Here is a 20,259-nt window from a genome sequence, read left to right as displayed (position 1 = left end):
CTTTGAACCCGTGAGAGGTGCTTATGAAAATCAAGACGACTCTAACGGCTGCAGTGGCAATTGCCGCAAGTGGCCTCGCCCATGCCGGTGTCGATCCGTTGACTGAAGTTCAGCCACCCCAGAGTGAGTGGATGCACGACGGCACAGCGCCCGACCATATCGTTGAGGTGCCCAGCTTTCAGGTGCCAGCCACGGGCGTGATTGATTACATCAACTCCGTGATTCCGCTTGAGTTTGAAGAAGAGCGCTGGGTCAAGGCCGTTCAGTTTATCCCTGGCGACAAGCGCGTGCTTCACCATCTGTTGAGCTACGTAGTTGAAGATACGGCCAACAACGAAGGCATGATTGATGAGGCGGTGAACGATCCGCGTCGTGAGTTCCTGGAAGGTTATGCGCCCGGTAAGGAGTATGCCACTGAGTTCCCCGAGAACACTGGTATCAAGGTGCCAACAGGCTCCGCGCTGCGCATGAGCATTCACTACACTTCATTCGGTCAGGAAACCGTGGACAACACCCGTGTGGGTCTGTGGTTCGCTGACGAGAATGACCAGCCTGAACTGGAATACCGCACGCACTCGGTGTCACCAGGCAACCGCACAGAAAATATTGTGATTCCGCCAGGCGCGATGAATCACGAGATGGCAGCAACGCATGTGTTTGAGAACGACATCCTGCTGCGTGGTTTCCGTGCTCACATGCACTACCGTGGCAAGGCAATGGCCGCACGAGTGATTTATCCTGACAATACGTCAGAAGAAATCATCAATGTGGCTGACTATAACTTTGCCTGGCAGCCAACTTACCAGATGGAAGAGCCGATGGTGATTCCGGCCGGTTCACGCGTTGTCGTGGAGGGTCTGTTTGATAACTCTGAGTACAACCTGGGTGTACCCGATCCAACGGTACCGGCGCTGGGTGGTCTGCAGAGCTGGGAAGAGATGTTTATCGGTTACTTCTCTTACACCGATATGTAAGTCCAGCCAGGACCTCAAGGTCTTGGCCCATGCCTGGACAGACGCTGTCCAGGCATCAAAAAAGGCGTCCCTGAATAGGGGCGCTTTTTTTTGACATCGGTTTAGCTGGTCTGGTTCTGGCGATATTCTTGTCAATAGTGGAGTAACACTTTGTTGCAATTAGGGTGGGTGCCATATTGTCTTAGGCGATTGACTGGTTTACGATCATGAATAATGCAAGGCGGTTTGTATGCAGAACATAATAAAAATTAACAGCATCGCGGCCTTAACGTGGCCGCGCATCCTCACAGGTTGTGACAGGAGCCGTAATAATGAAAAAAACCACATTGTCCGCAGCACTCGTGCTGACTGCGGTCTGGGGCTTGCAGGCCCAGGCCGGCGTTGATCCACTGACCCAGATCCAGCCCCCCGCCAGCGAGTGGACCCATGATGGTTCCGCACCTGATCATATTGTTGAAGTACCCCCATTTGCAGTGCCGGCAACCGGTGTCATTGATTACATCAACACGGTTATTCCGCTGGAGTTCGGCGAAGAAAAATGGGTCAAAGCCGTTCAGTTCATCCCCGGCGACAAGCGGGTATTGCACCATCTGTTGTCCTATGTGGTGGCCGATGACCAGAACAACGAAGGCACCATCGACGAGGCCGATAACGATCCTCGCCGTGAATTCCTCGAAGGTTATGCGCCGGGCAAAGAATATGCGACTGAATTCCCCACCAATACGGGCATCAAGGTGCCGGTCGGTTCGGCCCTGCGTATGAGTGTTCACTACACATCGTTTGGTCAGGAAACTGTCGACAACACCAAAGTCGGCATGTGGTTCTATGATGAAAACGAAACGCCAGACCTCGAGTTCCACACGCATTCTGTGTCCGCCCGTGATCTGGCAATTCCACCGGGTGACATGAACCACGAAATGGCCGCCAGCCATGTGTTTGAAGATGACATCGTTTTGCATGGCTTCCGAGCCCACATGCATTATCGCGGCAAAGCCATGTCTGCCCGTGTGATCTACCCGGATAACACCGTGGAAAACATCATCAATGTGGCCGATTACAACTTCGCATGGCAGCCCACTTACCGAATGGACGAACCCATGGTGCTGCCTGCGGGTTCACGGGTAGTTGTGGAGGGCCTGTTCGACAACTCCGAATACAACCCGGGCAACCCGGACCCGACAGTGCCCGCAGTTAGCGGCCCGCAAAGCTGGGAAGAGATGTTTATCGGCTATTTTTCTTACACAGACCTGCCCGAATAAGGTAAGTTAGTAAGCTGATTCGATAAGCAGACCGTAGAAAGAAGGCTGCTTCCTGACCGGAGCAGCCTTTTTTTATGGCTGGTTTTATCTCCAGGTTTCTATTTCCATTATATCAGTACAGGTAACAAGACATGTCGATTGATGCTTTATTGCGACCATTCACCACACCAAAACTGTCCCTGAAAAATCGCCTGTTAATGGCACCGATGACACGACAGTTCTCGCCAGACGGGGTTCCGGGAGCCAATGTTGTTGATTACTACCGGCGTCGCGCTGAAGGTGATGTGGGCCTGATCATTACGGAAGGCACCACGGTGGGCCATAAAGCCTCATCATTCGACTCCTCCATCCCCAATTTTTATACCGATGAAGCGCTGGCCGGTTGGGCCGACGTGGTCAAAGCCGTGCACGCTGCCGGCGGCAAGATTGCGCCCCAGTTGTGGCATGTCGGCTGTGCCCGCAAACCGGGTAGCGGGCCATTTCCGGATTATCCCAGCGCGACCCCATCGGGTTACGCCCTGCCGGGGAAAAAAGTAGGGGAACCACTGACAACCACCGAAATCGATGAGATTGTTAAAGCCTTTGGTGAGGCTGGGCGTAACGCCAAAATGCTGGGTTTTGATGCACTGGAAATCCATGGCGCGCACGGCTACATGATTGATGACTTCCTGTGGGAAGGCCTCAATACGCGTGATGATAAATACGGCGGGTCGCGTGCGAAGCGAAGCCAGTTTGCTGTAGAAATCGTGCAGGCCATTCGCGAGCACGTGGGTGAAGATTTCCCCATCATTTTCCGCTTTTCGCAGTGGAAGCAACAGAACTATGACGCGCGTCTGGCGACCACGCCGGATGAGCTGATGGAAGTGCTGGCGCCGATTTCCGATGCCGGCGTTGATATTTTTCACTGTAGCCAGCGTCGATTCTGGGAACCGGAATTCGACGGTTCCGAGCTGAATCTGGCGGGGTGGACACGCAAGTTGCTCAATAAGCCCACGATTACCGTGGGCAGTGTCAGTCTGAACGAGGAGTTCATTACCACGTTTATGGGCGGCGAAGCAGGCAGTGCTGATATTGGCGAACTGTTGCAGAGACTGGAAGCGGACGAGTTTGATCTTGTCGCTGTGGGTCGAGCGCTGATCGCCAATCCTGACTGGCTCAAGCAGGTACAGCAGGGTGATGTATCTGCCCTGAAGACCTATGATAAATCCTTGTTGGCTGCGCTCGCATAAGAGCACAGCTGGCATCAGCAAACAAAAACGGAGAACGATGATGTTCGATCGATTAGCCGGGTTTTTGGGTCTGAACGCCATTCCCCAGATTTTTTTTAGCGCCGCCGGTATTGCCATACTGTTTGTCTGTCTGGCGATTCCTTTTAACAGCGAGTTTGCCGCGTTCTTTGGCGAAGTAGGTACCTTTACCTTTCAGTACTTCGGCTGGTTCTATGTGCTCAGTGTCAGTGGTCTGCTGATCTTTTTGGTGTGGCTGGCGCTGAGTCGTTATGGTCATGTAAGGCTGGGGCCGGACGACGAAGGGCCGGAATACCCGACGGTGACCTGGTTTGCCATGCTGTTTGCCGCAGGTATCGGCACCATCCTGATGTTCTGGGGGGTGGCCGAACCGTTATCGCATTTTGCCAATCCGCCGCTTGAAGATGTTGAAGCCGGCACCGTCGACGCAGCCAAAAATGCCATGAACATTGCGTTGTATCATTTTGGTTTGCACACCTGGACCATCTTTACTTTGCCTGCGCTGGCGATCGCGTATTTTACCTATCGTCAGGGTTTGCCGATGCGCATCAGCAGCATTTTTTATCCGGTGATGGGCAAAAGAATCTTTGGTCCGTTGGGGTGGACGATTGATGTTATTGCGTTGCTGGGGACGCTGTTCGGGGTTGCTGTGTCAGTGGGACTGGGTACGCTGCAATTAAACAGTGGTCTCAATGCAGTGCTCGGTGTGCCTATTGGCCAGCTGTCACAATTACTGATTGTGGTGGTGATTACCATTGTTGCGACCATTTCTGTCGCGCTGGGGCTGGATCGTGGCATCAAGCGTTTGTCGGAAATCAACATCGTTCTGGCCCTGATCGTGATGCTGTTTGTCTGGGTGGCAGGGCCGACCCTGTTTGTCACCTCCGGCATTGTGCAGAATTTTGGCAACTACATGCAGAATCTGCCGTGGATGTCGTTCTGGACTGAAGCCTACCAGGGCACCAGCTGGCAGCAGAGCTGGACGGTGTTCTATTGGGCCTGGACCATCTCCTGGGCACCGTATGTCGGTATCTTTATTGCGCGCATTTCCAAAGGGCGTACCATCCGGCAATTTGTTGGCGGTGCGCTGGGTGCGCCGCTGCTGTTCACGGTGGTGTGGTTTACCGTGTTTGGTCTGGCCGCCATGGATCTTGAGCTGAATCAGGGCGTGGATCTGACCACTCAGGTAGAGGCTGATGTGTCGGTGGCGCTGTTCGAGTTTCTCAGTTACTTCCCGGCCTCGACATTGATTTCGGTGCTCAGTCTGGTAGTGATTGTGGTATTCCTGACCACCTCCGCTGATTCGGCGGCGCTGGTGGTGGATGTGCTGTCACGTAACGACAATCAGAAGAGCAAAACCGGGCAACGGGTCTTCTGGACCTTGCTGCTGGGCCTGATTGCCGCCACTCTGTTACTCGGCGGCGGATTGCCGGCTTTGCAGAACGTCATCACCACAATGGGCTTTCCGTTCTGTGTGCTGCTGGTGTTTATGGCGTACTCACTGCTGCGTTCATTGCATGCCGACCACCTTGGTTATACGCTGGCCGATTCGGCTGCCGGTAAAGTGCCGCACATGGATCCGATGGGGTCAAAACCGTCAGACAGCAAGGGCGCGCAATAACCAGACCTGATGGATCCGGTTGTTGCGGGCAAAGTCCCGGTCGATACTGGCAGCGGAAAACGGCTCAATGTCGAACCGCTCCGCCAGTGCCGGGTCCAGTTTGAACTTGCGCATGTTGGTGGAGAAAATCAACAGCCCCTGCGGGCGCAGTCGCTGCATGCACAGTTCAATCAGTTCACCGTGATCGCGTTGAATGTCCAGCACGTTGTCGGTGCTTTTTGAATTGGAGAACGTGGGCGGATCAAGGAAGATCAGGTCGAAGTCCTGCCGGCATTTCTGCAGGTAACGCAGACAATCCATTTCCACCAGCTCATTGCTGCTCAGGTTCAGCTCATTCAGTGCCAGGTTGCGCTGCGCCCAGCTCAGGTAGGTGCTGGACAGATCCACACTGACCGTGCGCCGGGCGCCGCCCAGGGCGGCCTGCACGCTGACCGAGCCGGTATAACAGAACAGGTTCAGCACGTCCTTGCCGGCGGCATGATCATGCACATAGCGGCGCATCGGGCGGTGGTCGAGAAACAGGCCCGTGTCCAGATAACGCTCCAGGTTGACGATCAGCCGGGCATCACCTTCCTGCACCACGATGTCTTCGCCCTGTTCACGTGTGGGCTGGTATTGCTGTTTGCCGCGTTGACGTTCACGCACCTTGATGCTGATAAACTGCGAGGGCAATTGCAACACAACCTGCACCGCGAGCACGCACTGGCGCCGGCGCTGTTCGGCGTCGGCATCGCTGACCGAGGCGGGGGCTTTGTACTCCTGCATGTGGATGTGCATCTGGCCTTCCATGTCCGTATAGACATCGATGGCAAAGGCGTATTCAGGCATATCGGCATCGTACAGGCGGTAGCAGCCGTGGCCTTGCTGGCGCGCCCAGCGGCCGGTGTTCTTGAGATTCTTGCGCAGGCGATTGGCCAGCATCTGGCCGCCATTGTCGAGCGCATCCTCTGTCACTAGCTGGGAACCGGCGACCGCTGTTTTTCGGTTCTGATAAACGGAATCGTCATCAACCCGGAACAATAATAATTTGGCCGGCAGCGCGCCATTAAACAGGGCATATTGTTTGTGGCTGTGGATGCCAATCAGTTTGCCCCATTCCGGACGGGCGGTGAAGACCGCAACCTCGGCGCCCATGGCTTCGCGGCGAATGACATCGCCGAGCGCCTGATACAGCGCCATCACCTGTGCCTCGTCGCCCAGACGTTCGGCGTAAGGTGGGTTGGTAATCAACAGCGTGGGTGCCTGACCCAGTTTGAGGTCCTGCAACGCGGTTGAGCTGAATTCGACGTGGTCCCAGACCCCGGCCCGTTCCGCATTGCGCCGCGCCATGCCCAGTGAGCGCAGGTCGTGGTCGCTGCCCAATGCCTGTCCGGTCCAGGTGGCGCCGCGTTGTTTGCGCTGCTCCGCCTCCTGCCGCACAACAGCGGCCGCGCTCTGGTCGTGATGTGGCCACGCCGACAGCTGGCTTTCGCGCAACAGTCCCGGGGCGACGTCCAGCGCCATTAATGCGGCTTCAATCAACAACGTGCCAGCCCCGCACATGGGATCCACAATGATGGCGTTATCCTTATGCATCAGGGCAGGCCAGTCGGCGCGAATCAGCAGCGCCGCGGCCAGGGTTTCTTTCATCGGCGCTTCACCCTGTTCCTGGCGATAGCCACGCCGGTGCAGGCTGCCGTTGACCAGGTCGACACCCAGGCTGACGCGACCCTTCTTGATAACAGCATGGATACGCAGATCCGGGTCCTGTTTGGACACGTCGGGCCGGTCCTGACCGCTGTTGCGGAACTGGTCGACAATGGCGTCTTTGATGCGCTGGGCAATGAACTGGGTATGGCGCAGATTATGGGTGGTCCCGGCGGCGCTGATGGCAAAACTGTCGCGGCTGCTCATGTGCTGCGTCCAGTCGATGCTGTCGGCAGCTGCGTACAGGGCATCGGCATCCGGCACCAGTTGTTCGTGCAAAAGCAGGATGATACGACTGGCCATACGGGAGAACATCACCGCCCGATAGGCTTCCAGCAACGTGCCAGTGAAACTGACACCGGCAACTGTCTGACGAACATCGCTGGCGCCGCATTGCTGCAGCTCTTCTGCCAACAGAGGTTCAAGGCTTTTGGCGCAACTGGCGAAGAAAGAAAACGGGCTGTCTGACATGGGCTGAGAGTCTATCCGGAAGTTTGGGGCGTCATGATAATACGAATCGTGTTTGAATGCCCGCGGCGGCTGTCGTTGTTGGCCTCAAAGCAGCCGGCGAACCCTTATGGTGCAAGGCTTTTGCGACAATTTCAATGGCGTAAAAAACACTTTTCTTTTTGCCAGATTGCTCTATTATGCGCGTTTTACGGTGGGTGCTTCTGGATGCCGAATGCTGCCCCCGGGAACAGCCGGTCTGTCTTCTGTATTGTCGTCAATATCGTGGTCTATATCGTAGTCTCCGCGGAGGAGTTCCCTGATGAAAAAGCTTGCCCGTCGTCTTGCTCTTGTCACAGCCCTGGCTTTCACCGGCACTACCTGTCATGTCATGGCTCAGGGCAGCGTCAACGTTTACAACTGGTCGGACTATATTGCTGAAGACACCATCAGTGCATTTCAGGACCGAACCGGCATCGACGTCTCCTACGATGTTTACGATTCCAACGAAGTACTTGAGACCCGCATGCTGGCTGGCCGCAGCGGCTACGACCTGATTGTGCCGACGGCACGTCCGTTTGCTGACCGACACATCCGCGCCGGCCTGTATCAGCCACTGGACAAAAGCCAGTTGAGCAACCTGGGTAATCTTGACCCGGTCATTCTGCAGTCTTTGAGCGACATTGATCCGGGCAATCAGTATTTGCTGCCTTACATGTGGGGTACGACCGGCATTGGTTACAATGTCGACAAGGTCAGGGCCATTCTGGGCGACGACATGCCACTGGATACCTGGCGGCTGGTGTTTGATCCGGAAATCGTGTCGCGTCTGTCGGCGTGTGGTGTGTCGCTGATGGATGATGTCACTGAAGTGTTTGTGGCCGCCCGCGCTTACCGTGGCCTGCCCACCGATGCCTACGGCAGTGCCGAGGCGCAGGAAGCGGCTGACGTGGTGGCGGCAGTGCGCCCGCACATTCGTTATTTCCACAGCTCATCCTATATCAGTGATCTGGCCAATGGCGATCTCTGTGTCGCGCACGGGTATTCTGGCGATGTTTTGCAGGCCCGTGATCGTGCCAACGAAGCTGATAATGGCGTTAACATTGCCTACGCAGCGCCGTCGGAAGGCGCCGTGGTGTGGACCGATGTATTTGCCATCCCGGCAGACGCGCCCAACGTTGCCAACGCACACGCGTTTCTGGACTACATTATGGAACCAGAGGTTATTGCCGGCGTGAGTAACCATGTTGCTTATGCCAATGCCAATACTGCGTCGGTGGACCTGGTGGATGATGCAGTGCGCAATGACCCGGGTATCTATCCGCCGCCTGCTACGCAGGAACGTTTTATAGTGCTGAAGACACCCAGTGATTCCCAGATCCGCAGCATGAACCGATTGTGGACGCGAGTAAAAACCGGGCGCTGATTGCAGAGGGGCATTGTCGCAATGCCGAGTGTCACAACCTGAATTGTTACAGGCAAAATTCGAGGCGGGTGGATGAACAACACTGTGGCTAAACCTGAGCAGGAAGCGCTGGTCAGCATCCGGAATGTCACCAAGGTCTTTGGCAGCACCTATGCTGTGGACAACGTGAGTCTGGATATCGAAGAGAAAGAGTTTTTCTCCCTGCTGGGATCATCCGGTTGCGGCAAGACCACGCTGCTGAGAATGCTGGCGGGGTTTGAAACCCCCAGCGAAGGCCGTATTTTTATAGACGGCAAAGACGTCACCGATCTTCCGCCCTATGAGCGTCAGGTCAACATGATGTTCCAGAGCTACGCACTGTTCCCGCACATGAGTGTGGCAGACAACATTGCCTACGGTGTGAAACAGGATCGCATGGCGAAGGCGCAGCGTGATGAGCGCGTGCGTGAAATGCTGGCGCTGGTGCAGATCGAAAAGCTCGGCCATCGCAAACCGCATCAACTTTCTGGCGGTCAGCGGCAACGCGTGGCGTTGGCGCGGGCGCTGGCAAAGCTGCCAAAAATTCTGTTGCTGGATGAACCACTGGGTGCACTGGATCGCAAGTTGCGGGAACAGACGCAGTTCGAGCTGGTGAATTTGCAGGAGCGCCTGGGCATTACCTTTATTGTAGTGACGCATGATCAGGAAGAAGCCATGACCATGTCGTCGCGAATAGCGCTGATGCGTGAAGGTCGCATTGAACAGGTGGACTCGCCGCGCCGCATGTATGAATTCCCGCTCAGTCGTTACGCGGCCAGCTTCATCGGCAATGTAAACCTGTTTGACGGCATTGTGTGTCGTCAGCAGGGTGATCAGGTCTGGGTCGACAGTGACGAGGCCGGCGGTCAGCTATGTGTGCGTCACAGTCAGCCCATGACCATTGGCATGCCGGTGACAGTGGCCGTGCGCCCGGAAAAAATCCGGCAACCGCAAGCTGGTGATGAGCTGCCCAATACGATGAGTGGTGTGATCCGCGAAATCGCCTACCTGGGTGATGAGTCGATCTATCATGTTGAACTCGCCTCGGGTAAACGTGTGAAGTATACCCAGCCCAACGTGCAGGCACTGGCGGAGTTGCCGCTGACCTGGGGCCAGACCATCGCGCTGGGCTGGCATGCGGATCGTTGCGGGTTGCTCGCACTGTGAACGGCCGCGATGGCTCTGTCAGCCTGCCGGAAAACCTGCGCGCACGACTGCGCCAGGTGAATATCGCACGCGGGCTGGTTACCGGAATACCGTGGCTGTGGCTGGTGGTGTTTTTCTGCCTGCCGTTTCTGTTTATTGTCAAAATAAGTCTGTCGGAACCGGCGCTGGCGCAGCCACCGTATCTGGGCTGGATTCGTGAAACCGCTGACGGCCTGGTCAACATTGTGGTCAATTTTGGTAACTACGGCCTGTTGTGGGATGACAGTCTGTACACCAGCGCACTGCTGGGGTCATTAAAAGTTGCGTCAATTTCCACCGCACTGTGTCTGCTGATTGGATACCCCATGGCCTATGCCATCGCACGCGCCCCCACGCATCTGCGCATGCCCTTGCTGATGCTGGTGATTCTGCCATTCTGGACCTCCTTTCTGATTCGTGTGTATGCCTGGATGGGTATTCTGAACACCAACGGCATTCTCAATAACCTGCTGTTGTGGCTGGGTGTCATTGAGCAGCCACTGGCGATCATGCACACACCGCTGGCGGTTTATATCGGTGTCACCTACGCTTACCTGCCGTTTATGGTGTTGCCACTGTATGCCACGTTGTCGCGACTGGACCCGGTGCTGCTGGAGGCAGCTGCCGACCTGGGCGCGCGTCCGGTGCGGCAATTCTTTAGCATTACCTGGCCGCAGTCAGTGCCAGGTGTCATTGCTGGTGCCATGCTGGTGTTTATTCCGGTCATGGGCGAGTTTGTGATACCTGACCTGCTGGGCGGGCCGGACAGTCTGATGCTGGGCAAGTTGATGTGGACCGAGTTTTTTAACAATCGCGACTGGCCGGTGGCATCGTCGCTGGCGGCGGTGTTGTTGGTGGTGCTGATACTGCCGTTCCTGTTATTGCGGCGGTACGAGATGCGGGCGCAACTGGAGGAGGCAACATGAAGGTTGCCCAAAAACCCAGGCGTGGTTTCCCATGGCTGTGGACAGCGCTGGCATTTGGTTATGTGTTTCTGTATGCGCCGATTCTCAGCCTGATTGTGTATTCGTTTAATGAAAGCCGACTGGTGACGGTGTGGGCCGGTTTCAGCACCCGCTGGTACGGCGAGCTGATGCAGAATGAGCAGTTGCTGTCCGCGGCATGGCTCAGTATCAAGGTTGCTGCTGTGGCGGCGACGCTTGCGGTGGTACTGGGGACGCTGGCGGCGATGGCACTGGTGCGTTTTCGGCGTCAATGGGGCGCGCGCTCGCTGGGTATCATGGTGGCGGCACCGCTGGTGATGCCGGAGATCATTCTGGGTTTGTCATTGCTGCTGTTGTTCATGTCGATGGCTGATCTGATTGGCTGGCCCGCGAGTCGTGGTCAGAGCACCATCATCATGGCGCATGTGACCTTCTGCATGGCCTATGTCACCGTGGTGGTGCAAAGTCGGCTGGCGTACATGGATGCATCGCTGGAAGAGGCTGCCATGGACCTGGGGGCACGTCCGCTGAAGGTGTTTTTTACCATCACCCTGCCGGTCATTGCGCCATCGCTGGTTGCCGGCTGGTTGCTGGCGTTCACCCTGTCGATGGACGATCTGGTGGTGGCCAGTTTTGTTTCCGGGCCGGGTGCGACCACCTTGCCCATGGTGGTGTACTCCAGTGTCAGGTTGGGCGTGAGTCCGCAGATCAATGCTCTGGCCACTATCATCATTGCCGTCGTGGTGGTGGCGGTATCCGTGGCGGGCTACCTGATGTATCGTCAGGACAAGCAGCAGACGCACAAACATTAACGCGTCCGTACCAACACATAGCAGCCTTAGGATTTTCATGACTCACCCAGACTCTCCGTCGCAACTTGCGAGACCGATCGTATGTTGAGTTACCGCCATGCCTATCATGCCGGCAATCATGCTGACGTGCTCAAACACCTGACCCTGCTGGCAGTGCTGCAGCAATTGCGCAACAAGGACAAACCCTTCGTGGCAATCGACAGCCACAGTGGCAATGGTTTTTATAATCTGAGCAGTGAGCCGGCACGCAAGACCGGTGAAGCGGCACAGGGTTTTCTGCGACTGTGGCAGCAACGCGACAAGTTGAAGAATATTGACCTGGTGAGTGACTACCTGGCCCTGGTGGCAGAGATCAACCCGACCGATACCGGCAACAGTATTGGCAATTACCCGGGGTCACCGGCCATCATGCAGGCACAGTTGCGCGCCGACGATCTGGCGATACTGATGGAGCTGCACAGCACTGAAATTGACCATGTGCGCGACAACTTCAAGCGGGACTCGCGGATCAGCGTTCATCACCGCGATGGTTTTGAAGGTGCCGTGGCGCTGACACCGCCGACGCCGCGCCGGGGTGTGTTACTGATGGACCCGGCTTACGAGATCAAGGCGGATTATCAGCAGGCCATCAAAACCGTGCTGGCAGTGCATCGTCGCTGGCCGACCGGTATCATTGCACTGTGGTACCCGCTGCTTGGGCAATCCCGCGATCTGAGTGGTCTGATTAAACAGAAGCTGGGCGTCGTCGCCGACAGCATCAACATTGAATTGAGTGTGGCGACACAATCGGATGAATTTGGGATGCATGGCTCGGGCATGTATATTATCAATCCGCCCTGGCAACTGGCCGAGCGGGTGAACGCCGCGCTGAAAAAAATTCAGCCGCTGCTACAGGTTTAAGGAACGATTTTATGAAGGTTGAAGTCACAGCATCAATGAAGATTGCGGGCCGATTGGCGCTGGCAGGGGCGGCGCTGCTCGTCGGCATGCCGCTCGCTGCACAAGAGGTTGTCACGGAACAGGATGCAGCGCAAGAAACAGCCCAGACGCCGTCCGCCCCGTTGGTTTACAGCGGCCTGGAGCTGTCGCCCGGGACGGTGCACGCCGGTGAATTGCAGGAGTCCCATCCGCAGATGAATGACGGTACCTATGCGGACTGTTTTCAGTTACGCCCGCAGGCGGGCATGGAATATACCGTGACGCTGCGCTCGGATGACTTCGACAGTTTTCTGCTGATCGGCGTGGGTAGCTGCGACGAGGTATTGATTCAGCTGGAAAATGATGATTTCGAAGAAGAAAGTCTTGATGCTCAGGTGGTGTTTGCCGCCGAATATGATCACTACTCAATCTACGTTAATACCTACGACCCCGGCACCACCGGCGCTTACACGCTGTCGCTAACAGCCCGGCTGTTACCGATGGCGCCCGCCGGCGGGTAAAGCTTCAGGGCTAGCCTTTGGTGGTATCGCCTTCCGAGATTTGTTGGGCCTGATCGCTTGGATCGGCTTCGGTTTTTTCCGGTCCTATCCAGCGAACTTCGTACAGGTCGTGGCGCTGATCCTTGGCGTTGGTGACAGAACCCTCGTGACGCACCTGCACCAGCTTGTCCAGGTCCAGGTCGGCCACCAGCGCCATCTCGGTGTTGGGTGTGCTTTCTGCCATGATGGCATCGTGCGGGAAGGCAAAATCCGACGGTGAATACACGGCGGACTGTGCATACTGGATGTCCACGTTATGCACCTGTGGCAGGTTGCCGACGCTGCCGCCAATGGCGACGTAGCATTCGTTTTCAATGGCCCGCGCCTGGGCGCAGCGTTGCACCCGCAGGAAACCGTTTTTGGTATCTGTCCAGAACGGCACAAACAGAATGTCCATGCCGCCCTTGGCGAGCATGCGCGACAGCTCCGGGAACTCCACGTCATAACAGATCAGAATGCCGATGCGACCGGCGTCGGTGTCGAATACCTGCAGGCTGTCACCGCCATCAATCACCCAGTCACGGCGTTCGTGCGGCGTGATATGCAGTTTTGCCTGTGAGTCTACGGTACCGTCGCGACGGCACAGGTAGGCTTTGTTGAGCAGCTTGTCACCTTCCATCACCGGTATACTGCCGGCGATGATGTTGATGTTGTAAGTAATCGCAAACTCGGACAGCGCTTCAATGGAACGGTTGGCGAAAGTGGACAGGAAGCGGATGGCCTCGAACTGATTGGTCTGGTCACCCAGCCCCATCAGTGGCGCGTTGAAGAATTCCGGGAACAGGACAAAGTCGGCCTGATAGTCGGCCATGGTGTCAACGAAATACTCCACCTGTGACAGCCAGGCATCAAAGGAGCTGGTCAGGCGCATCTGCCATTGCAGGATGCCGATACGTACCACGGCTTTGCGGCGCTGGCTGAGATCGCTGGTTTCAGGTTCGTACAGGATGTTGTTCCATTCCAGCAGGGTGGCGTAACCCTGGGACTTTTCGTCCTGCGGGTTGTAGTCCTTGAGCAGGCGTTTGACCTCAAAGTCATTGGCCAGCTGAAAGCTGAGAATGGGGTCGTGCGCGTCTTTGCGATCGACCGCGGCGATGTACTGCATTGGCGTCATTTCTTCGGCGAACTTGTGATAGCTGGTGATACGGCCACCGGCCAGAATGGCGCGCAGGTTCAGATCGCGGCACATGTCCTTACGGGCATCGTACAGGCGTCGGCCCAGGCGCAAATCGCGGTACTCGGGGTCAACAAACAGGTCCATGCCGTACATGGCATCACCATCGGGGTCATGTTTTATCTGCTCGCGGCGGCCGATAAGGTCATCGTAGGTGTGCTGGCGGCTGAAGCGATCATAGTCGCAACGGATAGTCAGCGCGGCTGCGACCAGGTTGCCATAGTCCTCAATGGCGATCTGCCCCTCAGGGAAGTCCTTGATCAGCCGGCGTATTGACGACTCCGGCCAGGCGCCGCCGATATCCGGGTACACGGCTTCCATCAGGCGCGCCAGTTGCGGGTAGTCGTCCTCGGTCAGGTTGCGGAGTTTCAGGTGAACATCAGAGGGCGTGTCGGCTGTCATAAATTCGGGTCCGGTAAAATGCGGCAAATCGGACTTCTAAAGTAGCAAAATGGCGACATTAAATCCATGACAGGCGCTCATATGGACTTGGCGCAGGTGTTGCGGTATCCTCGACCCTCCTTCCCTCTGAGAGCGAGTCTCAGTAAGCCAGCGGTTCAGTAAGCCTGTAGAAGGGGGGCTGCAGAACTGCTTAGCCGGTGTGGGTGGGGTACGTCCTGGCGAATGCTGACAACAAGAAAACCACAAAAGCCCGAATATTGTTTTTGGCTTGATGAGGAGAGTGCACGTGAATATGAAAAGTAAATTACTGGCAGGCGGCTTTGTCAAAAAGCCTGTGCTGACCGGCCTGGCTGCTCTGGCAGCAGGCGTGGCGATGGGCGCTCCCGCGCTGCTGACTGCCCAGGAAGAGTCAATCGAATGGATGAGCCTCGGGTCCGATTTTGCGCATACCCGATATTTGCCGGCGTCACAGATCAACGCAGACAATTTTGAATCCCTTGAGACGGCCTGGGTCTGGGACGGCGCCAGCTTTGGTGCCAGCAGTGGTCGCTCAACGCCAAGCTATATCGACGGCGTTCTATACACAGTAGCCGGCGATCGCCGCCATGTGGTTGCGATGGACCCGGAAACCGGCGAGACCATCTGGTCCTACCGCGAACCGCACACTTTCCGTCACGAATACTCCATGCGTAAAGACTACGGTAAAGGCGTAGGCTACGCGGAAGTCGACGGTAAAGGTGTTATCTACATCATCAGCCCGGGTTTCTTCCTGACCGCGCTGGACGCTAAAACCGGCGCACCGCTGGAAGGTTTTGGTCACGAGATCGGTGTTGAAGGTTTCCCTGAAACCGGTGTTGTCGACCTGCAGAAAATCCTGGCAGAAGCCAATGGTTACGAGTTTGACCCGTACTACGGCATCCCGCTGGAAGAAGGTTACATCACTGGCTCGTCTCCACCCATCGTGGTGAACGGCACGGTTGTTGTACCTAACTCGGCAGAGCAGGGCTACAACCAGACCCGTTTCGAGAATATTCCCGGTGACATCCTCGGTTTTGACAGCAAAACCGGCGAGCACAAGTGGACCTTCAACATCATTCCGGACAAAGGCGAATTCGGCTGGGATACCTGGCAGGATGGCGATGGCAACCAGCTCGAAGACCCACGCGCATACACTGGTGAGATTTCTTCCTGGGCACCTGTGGCCGCCGATCCGGAACTGGACATGGTCTACATTCCGACCAATGCTGCGTCCATCGACTTCTATCGTGGTCACCTGCAGGGCGATAACCTGTATGGCACCAGCCTGATCGCGCTGAATGCCTCTACTGGTGAGCGTGCATGGCACTTCCAGCTGGTCCACAAGGACATCTGGAATTACGATACGCCGACTGCACCCGTACTGCTGGACATCCAGCAAAACGGTCAGACTGTGCCCGTGGTGGCGCAGGTGAGCAAACAGGCATTTACCTACGTCTTCAACCGCGAAACCGGTGAGCCAATCTGGCCAATCGAAGAGCGTGAAGTACCGGCGGGTCTGATCCCGGGTGAAGTGTTGTCTCCAACACAGCCTTTCCCGACCAAACCAGCGCCTTACGATATGCAGGGTCTGACCCACGACGACCTGATCGATTTCACACCGGAACTGCGCCAGCAGGCTATTGAAGCCATTTCCGAGTTTGAAACCGGTCCGTTGTTCCAGCCACCACTGCACCGTGACAATGAAATGGGCAAGACTGCCGCATTGTGGTGTCCAGGTGACATCGGTGGTGTCAACATCGATGGTCCGGCTGCTGGTGATCCGACCACGGGTACGCTGTTTGTAACCTCACGTAAGGGTTGCACCAACCGTATCATGGCACCGGCGCAGGAGCGTGATGCCATGCTCGAGCTGCCGACAGGCACCACCTTCACAGCTTACGCTCCGCTGCGTTCAGCACTGGTGCGTGGTCCACAGGGTCTGCCACTGTTCAAGCCACCGTTCAGCCGCATCACTGCGATCGACCTGAACACCGGTGATCACAAATGGTTCATCCCTGTTGGTGAAACCCCTGATCGCGTCAAGAACCATCCGGCGCTGGAAGGCATCGACGTTGGCAACACCGGCAGCGGTACTGTTGCGCCAATGACGGTCACCGATACCATGCTGATGTACGCCAGCTCCATGAGCGACGGCACGCCAGCTCTGTTTGCAGTCGATAAAGAGACTGGCGAACAACTGGGCGTTGTTGCCGTGCCTGAGCAAAGCCGCTATGGCATGATGAACTACCAGCACGAAGGCAAGCAGTACGTGATGCTGCAAACCGGTGGCACACTGACAGCACTGGCTCTGCCGGACTGATGGTGACGCTGCCTGGGCTCTGATCCGTCAGGGCCCGAGCATTAAAAACCCGTCGCACCGACAAGGTACGGCGGGTTTTTTTATGGCTGACGGCTGACTTTGATGCGCCCGACGTTGCGGCGGAAGGAACGTCTGTGGCGTCGGGAATTGATGTTCAGGTGACGGATTTCTTGCTACATTCGAAGGTGAACGTTCAGCGATCGACCCGCCAATAATTCAAATGTAAGAGGTTGCCGCACCATGAACAACGATATCGATAAAGACGGAACCCGCCTGCCCATCAAGATCGACACCACCTCCAATGGCGAATACGCGCCCATGCCCTTGTCGGCAACCAATGTCGAAGCCAATAAGCTTGCCCATGACAATGCGACCACGCATGCCAAACGTCGCGGTTGGGACCGTCGCAAATTTCTGGTGTCCAGTTGCGGTGCCGCCAGCACGTTGCTGGCGTTTAATGCCGCCAATGCGGCCGTCGGCAAACGCGGTGGTTTTCACCAGATCAGTGATGATGCTGCGCTGGATCTGCAACTGGCGCAGGCCGAGGTCGATGGCAACGAGTTCATCTTTGATGTGCAAGGTCACTATGTGAATCCCAATGGCGCCTGGCTGAACCTGGTGCCGGAAAACTCAACCCCATATTCGGGTATGGAAAAAGCCAGTTGTGAGCTGGCCGATATGCCGGGCGACCGTGCCTATCTCAACTGCCTGAGTGCCGATGAATTTATCAAGGACGTGTTCCTGGACAGCGATACCTCCATTATGGTGTTGAGTTTTGTGCCCTCAACGCAGGAGCGTGAACCGGTGACCATCGAAGATGCCAACGAAACCCGCAATATCGTGGCGCAGCTGGACGGCAGCAAACGCCTGATGATCCACGGCCGCGTCAATCCCAACCAGGATGGCGACCTGGAAGCGATGGACGAGCTGGCTGAGCGCTGGGATATCTGTGCCTTTAAAACCTATACCCAGTTTGGCCCCGGCGGCGTTGGTTACTGGTTAAGCGATGACCCCGGTCTGGCGATGATTGAGCGCGCGCGCTCGCTGGGAGTGCGCAATATCTGTATTCACAAAGGCCTGCCCTTTGGCCCGGTGTCACTGGAGCACAGCCGCTGCGACGATGTTGGCGTGGTGGCGAAAATGTATCCGGACATGAACTTCCTGATCTATCACTCGGGTTATGACAACTCCATCACCGAACAGGCTTTTGCGCCCGGTGAAAACCGCATGGGTATCGATACCCTGATTCAGTCATTGATCGACAACGATGTCGCGCCCAACAGTAATGTTTATGCCGAGCTTGGCAGCACCTGGCGTCTGTTGATGCGCGACCCTGACAATGCAGCGCATTCACTGGGCAAACTGTTTAAATATGTCGGTCACGACAATGTACTGTGGGGCACCGACTCCATCTGGTACGGCTCGCCGCAGGACCAGATTCAGGCATTCCGCACCTTCCAGATTTCACAGGAGTTTCAGGAGCGCTTTGATTATCCCGAGATCACCCCTGAGCTGCGCCGCAAAGTGTTTGGTCTGAATGCGGCGGTGCCGTACCGCATCTCCGCCACGGAAATCCAGAGCTTCCTGGCCGCTGACAGTGTCAGTCAGCGCAAACTGGCTTACATGAACAATCCGCAACCGCACTTTAAAACCTATGGGCCTAAGACCCGGCGTGAATTTCTTAATTTCCTGAAGCTGGGGGGCTAAAAGGACAAGAGTCTGCAGCGTGTGCGCAAAATGCTATTGATAATTATTATCATCAAGATAGGAATTAACAAATTCCCAATGCGCCTCACCTGTCCTATGCTTTCTCCATCGAAGTAGCCGCCAGCGCCGCTGGTGACCATACTTCAACCGAATGAGGACAGGACTATGAAACAGGTACAAAAAACCGCCAGCTTTGCCGTGCTGCACTTTATCACTGCCTTCACTGTGGCATGGGCCATGACTGGCAGCATGCTCATTGGTGGCGCTGTGGCGCTGGTAGAGCCAGCCATCAATACGGTGGTCTACTTTGCGCACGAAAAGTTCTGGCAACGCAATTCGGGGGAGGCAATGACGTCGGCGCTGAGCGCCTGAGCGTGATTGCCTTTGACGTAAATGTTTGTGACCGCGCCGCTTAGTGTAGTAGCATTTAAATCCCCTGTTTTTTGGAGATTCAAAGACCCTCTATGGGCCTACTTCTGGTATTTGCACTCTTATCCATATGCGTTTCCTTCGTCTGTTCCTTGCTGGAAGCGGCGCTGCTTTCGTTAACTCCCAGTCACGTCACGCGTTTTCGGCAAACCGATCCGTCTTTGTATCGCAAGCTGCGCAAACTCAAAGACCGGATTGACCAGCCTCTGGCTGCCATCCTCACGCTCAATACCGTTGCCCACACCTTCGGTGCAGCCGGTGTTGGTGCGCAGGTGGGCATTGTGTTTGGTGATGGCTATCTGGCGGTTGCATCGGCGGTGATGACCTTCCTGGTGCTGATCCTGTCCGAGATCATCCCCAAAACCCTGGGTGCACGTTATTGGCAGAGTCTGGTGCCCTGGTTACCGCCGACCCTGAATTTCCTGATTCTGATCCTGAAACCGTTCATCATGATGTCGGACAAAATCACTGAATGGATGGGGGTGGGCACATCGGACGTTGATCTGCGTTCGGAGATCAAGGCATTAACCAATCTGGGCCGGGACACCGATCAGCTGGACGAAGACGAGCGCCGGGTGATTGCCAATATTCTGGATCTGCATGAAGTGCTGATCAAGGACATCATGACGCCTAAGACGGTTTGCGAGTACCTGCTGGCAGACTCAGCGGTTGACGACATTCTTGATGCCATGCGCGACACCGCATTCTCACGCTACCCGGTGGTGGATCAGGAAGAACACCCGCACGGAGTGGTATTTCGCGCCGAACTGCTGGACGCTGACCCGGATGCCAATGTGGCGGACCTGATCAAGCCAGTCAAGATTGTCACCGATGAAATCAGCGCTGAGGCGCTGCTCAGCGCATTTCTGGCTGAACACCAGCACATGGCCATGGTCTACGACCAATATGGCACCTGGCTGGGCCTGGTGACCATGGAGGACGTGCTGGAGACCATACTGGGCCAGGCCATCATGGACGAGACCGATGATATTCCCAATATGCGCCGATTCGCGCGCAAACGCTGGGAGAACCGCCTGAAGTATCAAAGCGGCAAGCCGCAGCGTCAGGCTTCAACGGATGCTGGCGCGACGGGTAATACCGGCAAGTAGTGA

General features: G+C 56.2%; 16 protein-coding genes. 14 read left to right on the top strand and 2 right to left on the bottom strand.

All coding sequences use genetic code 11. The features are described 5' to 3' along the window. The first annotated feature begins 23 nt into the window (after positions 1-23). The 4 genes from PHACT_RS05870 (at position 24) to PHACT_RS05855 (ending at position 5,101) form a co-directional block, all read left to right on the top strand. A complete protein-coding gene (locus PHACT_RS05870; RefSeq protein WP_070116332.1) occupies positions 24-974 on the top strand; it encodes a monooxygenase in 951 nt (316 codons plus the stop codon). A 311-nt stretch (positions 975-1,285) separates the two neighbouring features. After that, complete coding sequence (locus PHACT_RS05865; RefSeq protein ID WP_070116331.1) at positions 1,286-2,233, top strand: monooxygenase; 948 nt, start codon at positions 1,286-1,288, stop codon at positions 2,231-2,233. Positions 2,234-2,364: 131 nt separating this feature from the next. Next, positions 2,365-3,462 (top strand): NADH:flavin oxidoreductase, encoded by a 1,098-nt coding sequence (locus PHACT_RS05860; protein WP_070116330.1) that lies wholly within the window; start codon positions 2,365-2,367, stop codon positions 3,460-3,462. A gap of 40 nt (positions 3,463-3,502) precedes the next feature. Continuing rightward, on the top strand, positions 3,503-5,101 hold the full coding sequence (locus PHACT_RS05855; protein ID WP_070116329.1) for a BCCT family transporter: 1,599 nt from the start codon (positions 3,503-3,505) through the stop codon (positions 5,099-5,101). On the opposite strand, the gene rlmKL is transcribed toward PHACT_RS05855, so the two are convergent. After that, positions 5,078-7,258, bottom strand: coding sequence for a bifunctional 23S rRNA (guanine(2069)-N(7))-methyltransferase RlmK/23S rRNA (guanine(2445)-N(2))-methyltransferase RlmL (gene rlmKL / locus PHACT_RS05850; protein WP_070116328.1), 2,181 nt, complete (start codon positions 7,256-7,258; stop codon positions 5,078-5,080). The genes PHACT_RS05855 and rlmKL overlap by 24 nt on opposite strands. Positions 7,259-7,556: 298 nt before the next feature. Between rlmKL and PHACT_RS05845 the strand changes: the two genes are divergently transcribed. The 6 genes from PHACT_RS05845 to PHACT_RS05820 all read left to right on the top strand — a co-directional run bounded on the left by PHACT_RS05845 (position 7,557) and on the right by PHACT_RS05820 (position 13,058). Beyond that, on the top strand, positions 7,557-8,660 hold the full coding sequence (locus PHACT_RS05845) for a polyamine ABC transporter substrate-binding protein (RefSeq protein ID WP_070116327.1): 1,104 nt from the start codon (positions 7,557-7,559) through the stop codon (positions 8,658-8,660). A gap of 72 nt (positions 8,661-8,732) precedes the next feature. Further along, positions 8,733-9,845, top strand: coding sequence for an ABC transporter ATP-binding protein (locus PHACT_RS05840; RefSeq protein ID WP_070116326.1), 1,113 nt, complete (start codon positions 8,733-8,735; stop codon positions 9,843-9,845). Then, positions 9,842-10,789 (top strand): ABC transporter permease subunit, encoded by a 948-nt coding sequence (locus tag PHACT_RS05835; RefSeq protein WP_397389504.1) that lies wholly within the window; start codon positions 9,842-9,844, stop codon positions 10,787-10,789. Before PHACT_RS05840 ends, PHACT_RS05835 begins: the two co-directional genes overlap by 4 nt. Continuing rightward, positions 10,786-11,619: an ABC transporter permease subunit gene (locus tag PHACT_RS05830; RefSeq protein ID WP_070116325.1), complete on the top strand. Its 834-nt coding sequence runs from the start codon at positions 10,786-10,788 to the stop codon at positions 11,617-11,619. Before PHACT_RS05835 ends, PHACT_RS05830 begins: the two co-directional genes overlap by 4 nt. A gap of 81 nt (positions 11,620-11,700) precedes the next feature. Next, entirely contained in the window at positions 11,701-12,519 is an 819-nt protein-coding gene (locus PHACT_RS05825; RefSeq protein ID WP_070116324.1) for a 23S rRNA (adenine(2030)-N(6))-methyltransferase RlmJ, read from the top strand. 11 nt (positions 12,520-12,530) lie between these two features. Next, positions 12,531-13,058, top strand: coding sequence for a hypothetical protein (locus PHACT_RS05820; RefSeq protein ID WP_070116323.1), 528 nt, complete (start codon positions 12,531-12,533; stop codon positions 13,056-13,058). A 10-nt stretch (positions 13,059-13,068) separates the two neighbouring features. On the opposite strand, the gene PHACT_RS05815 is transcribed toward PHACT_RS05820, so the two are convergent. Continuing rightward, a complete protein-coding gene (locus tag PHACT_RS05815) occupies positions 13,069-14,673 on the bottom strand; it encodes a bifunctional GNAT family N-acetyltransferase/carbon-nitrogen hydrolase family protein (RefSeq protein WP_070116322.1) in 1,605 nt (534 codons plus the stop codon). A gap of 292 nt (positions 14,674-14,965) precedes the next feature. On the opposite strand from PHACT_RS05815, the gene PHACT_RS05810 reads away from it, so the two are divergent. The 4 genes from PHACT_RS05810 (at position 14,966) to PHACT_RS05795 (ending at position 20,256) form a co-directional block, all read left to right on the top strand. Beyond that, the gene (locus PHACT_RS05810; protein WP_070116321.1) at positions 14,966-17,011 is read left to right on the top strand and encodes an outer membrane protein assembly factor BamB family protein; all 2,046 of its coding nucleotides are present in this window, start codon (positions 14,966-14,968) and stop codon (positions 17,009-17,011) included. A gap of 240 nt (positions 17,012-17,251) precedes the next feature. Continuing rightward, positions 17,252-18,718, top strand: a complete 1,467-nt coding sequence (locus PHACT_RS05805; protein ID WP_070116320.1) for an amidohydrolase family protein — start codon at positions 17,252-17,254, stop codon at positions 18,716-18,718. A gap of 165 nt (positions 18,719-18,883) precedes the next feature. Further along, a complete protein-coding gene (locus PHACT_RS05800) occupies positions 18,884-19,090 on the top strand; it encodes a DUF2061 domain-containing protein (protein WP_070116319.1) in 207 nt (68 codons plus the stop codon). A 92-nt stretch (positions 19,091-19,182) separates the two neighbouring features. Further along, positions 19,183-20,256, top strand: a complete 1,074-nt coding sequence (locus PHACT_RS05795; RefSeq protein ID WP_070116318.1) for a CNNM domain-containing protein — start codon at positions 19,183-19,185, stop codon at positions 20,254-20,256. Positions 20,257-20,259: the final 3 nt, after the last annotated feature.

Origin of the sequence: Pseudohongiella acticola, from assembly GCF_001758195.1 — a bacterium.
In the GTDB taxonomy this organism is placed as follows: domain Bacteria; phylum Pseudomonadota; class Gammaproteobacteria; order Pseudomonadales; family Pseudohongiellaceae; genus Pseudohongiella; species Pseudohongiella acticola.
Note: the sequence above shows the minus strand (reverse complement) of the source record. Positions and strands in the feature narration are given on the sequence as shown.

Bases quoted from the DNA above. Each gene is read 5' to 3' on its own strand.
- PHACT_RS05815 (WP_070116322.1), bottom strand. From the start codon at position 14,673: ATGACAGCCGACACGCCCTCTGATGTTCACCTGAAACTCCGCAACCTG.
- PHACT_RS05800 (WP_070116319.1), top strand. From the start codon at position 18,884: ATGAAACAGGTACAAAAAACCGCCAGCTTTGCCGTGCTGCACTTTATC.
- PHACT_RS05830 (WP_070116325.1), top strand. From the start codon at position 10,786: ATGAAGGTTGCCCAAAAACCCAGGCGTGGTTTCCCATGGCTGTGGACA.
- PHACT_RS05810 (WP_070116321.1), top strand. From the start codon at position 14,966: ATGAAAAGTAAATTACTGGCAGGCGGCTTTGTCAAAAAGCCTGTGCTG.
- rlmKL (WP_070116328.1), bottom strand. From the start codon at position 7,258: ATGTCAGACAGCCCGTTTTCTTTCTTCGCCAGTTGCGCCAAAAGCCTT.
- PHACT_RS05840 (WP_070116326.1), top strand. From the start codon at position 8,733: ATGAACAACACTGTGGCTAAACCTGAGCAGGAAGCGCTGGTCAGCATC.
- PHACT_RS05870 (WP_070116332.1), top strand. From the start codon at position 24: ATGAAAATCAAGACGACTCTAACGGCTGCAGTGGCAATTGCCGCAAGT.
- PHACT_RS05860 (WP_070116330.1), top strand. From the start codon at position 2,365: ATGTCGATTGATGCTTTATTGCGACCATTCACCACACCAAAACTGTCC.
- PHACT_RS05805 (WP_070116320.1), top strand. From the start codon at position 17,252: ATGAACAACGATATCGATAAAGACGGAACCCGCCTGCCCATCAAGATC.
- PHACT_RS05795 (WP_070116318.1), top strand. From the start codon at position 19,183: ATGGGCCTACTTCTGGTATTTGCACTCTTATCCATATGCGTTTCCTTC.
- PHACT_RS05865 (WP_070116331.1), top strand. From the start codon at position 1,286: ATGAAAAAAACCACATTGTCCGCAGCACTCGTGCTGACTGCGGTCTGG.
- PHACT_RS05825 (WP_070116324.1), top strand. From the start codon at position 11,701: ATGTTGAGTTACCGCCATGCCTATCATGCCGGCAATCATGCTGACGTG.
- PHACT_RS05820 (WP_070116323.1), top strand. From the start codon at position 12,531: ATGAAGGTTGAAGTCACAGCATCAATGAAGATTGCGGGCCGATTGGCG.
- PHACT_RS05845 (WP_070116327.1), top strand. From the start codon at position 7,557: ATGAAAAAGCTTGCCCGTCGTCTTGCTCTTGTCACAGCCCTGGCTTTC.
- PHACT_RS05855 (WP_070116329.1), top strand. From the start codon at position 3,503: ATGTTCGATCGATTAGCCGGGTTTTTGGGTCTGAACGCCATTCCCCAG.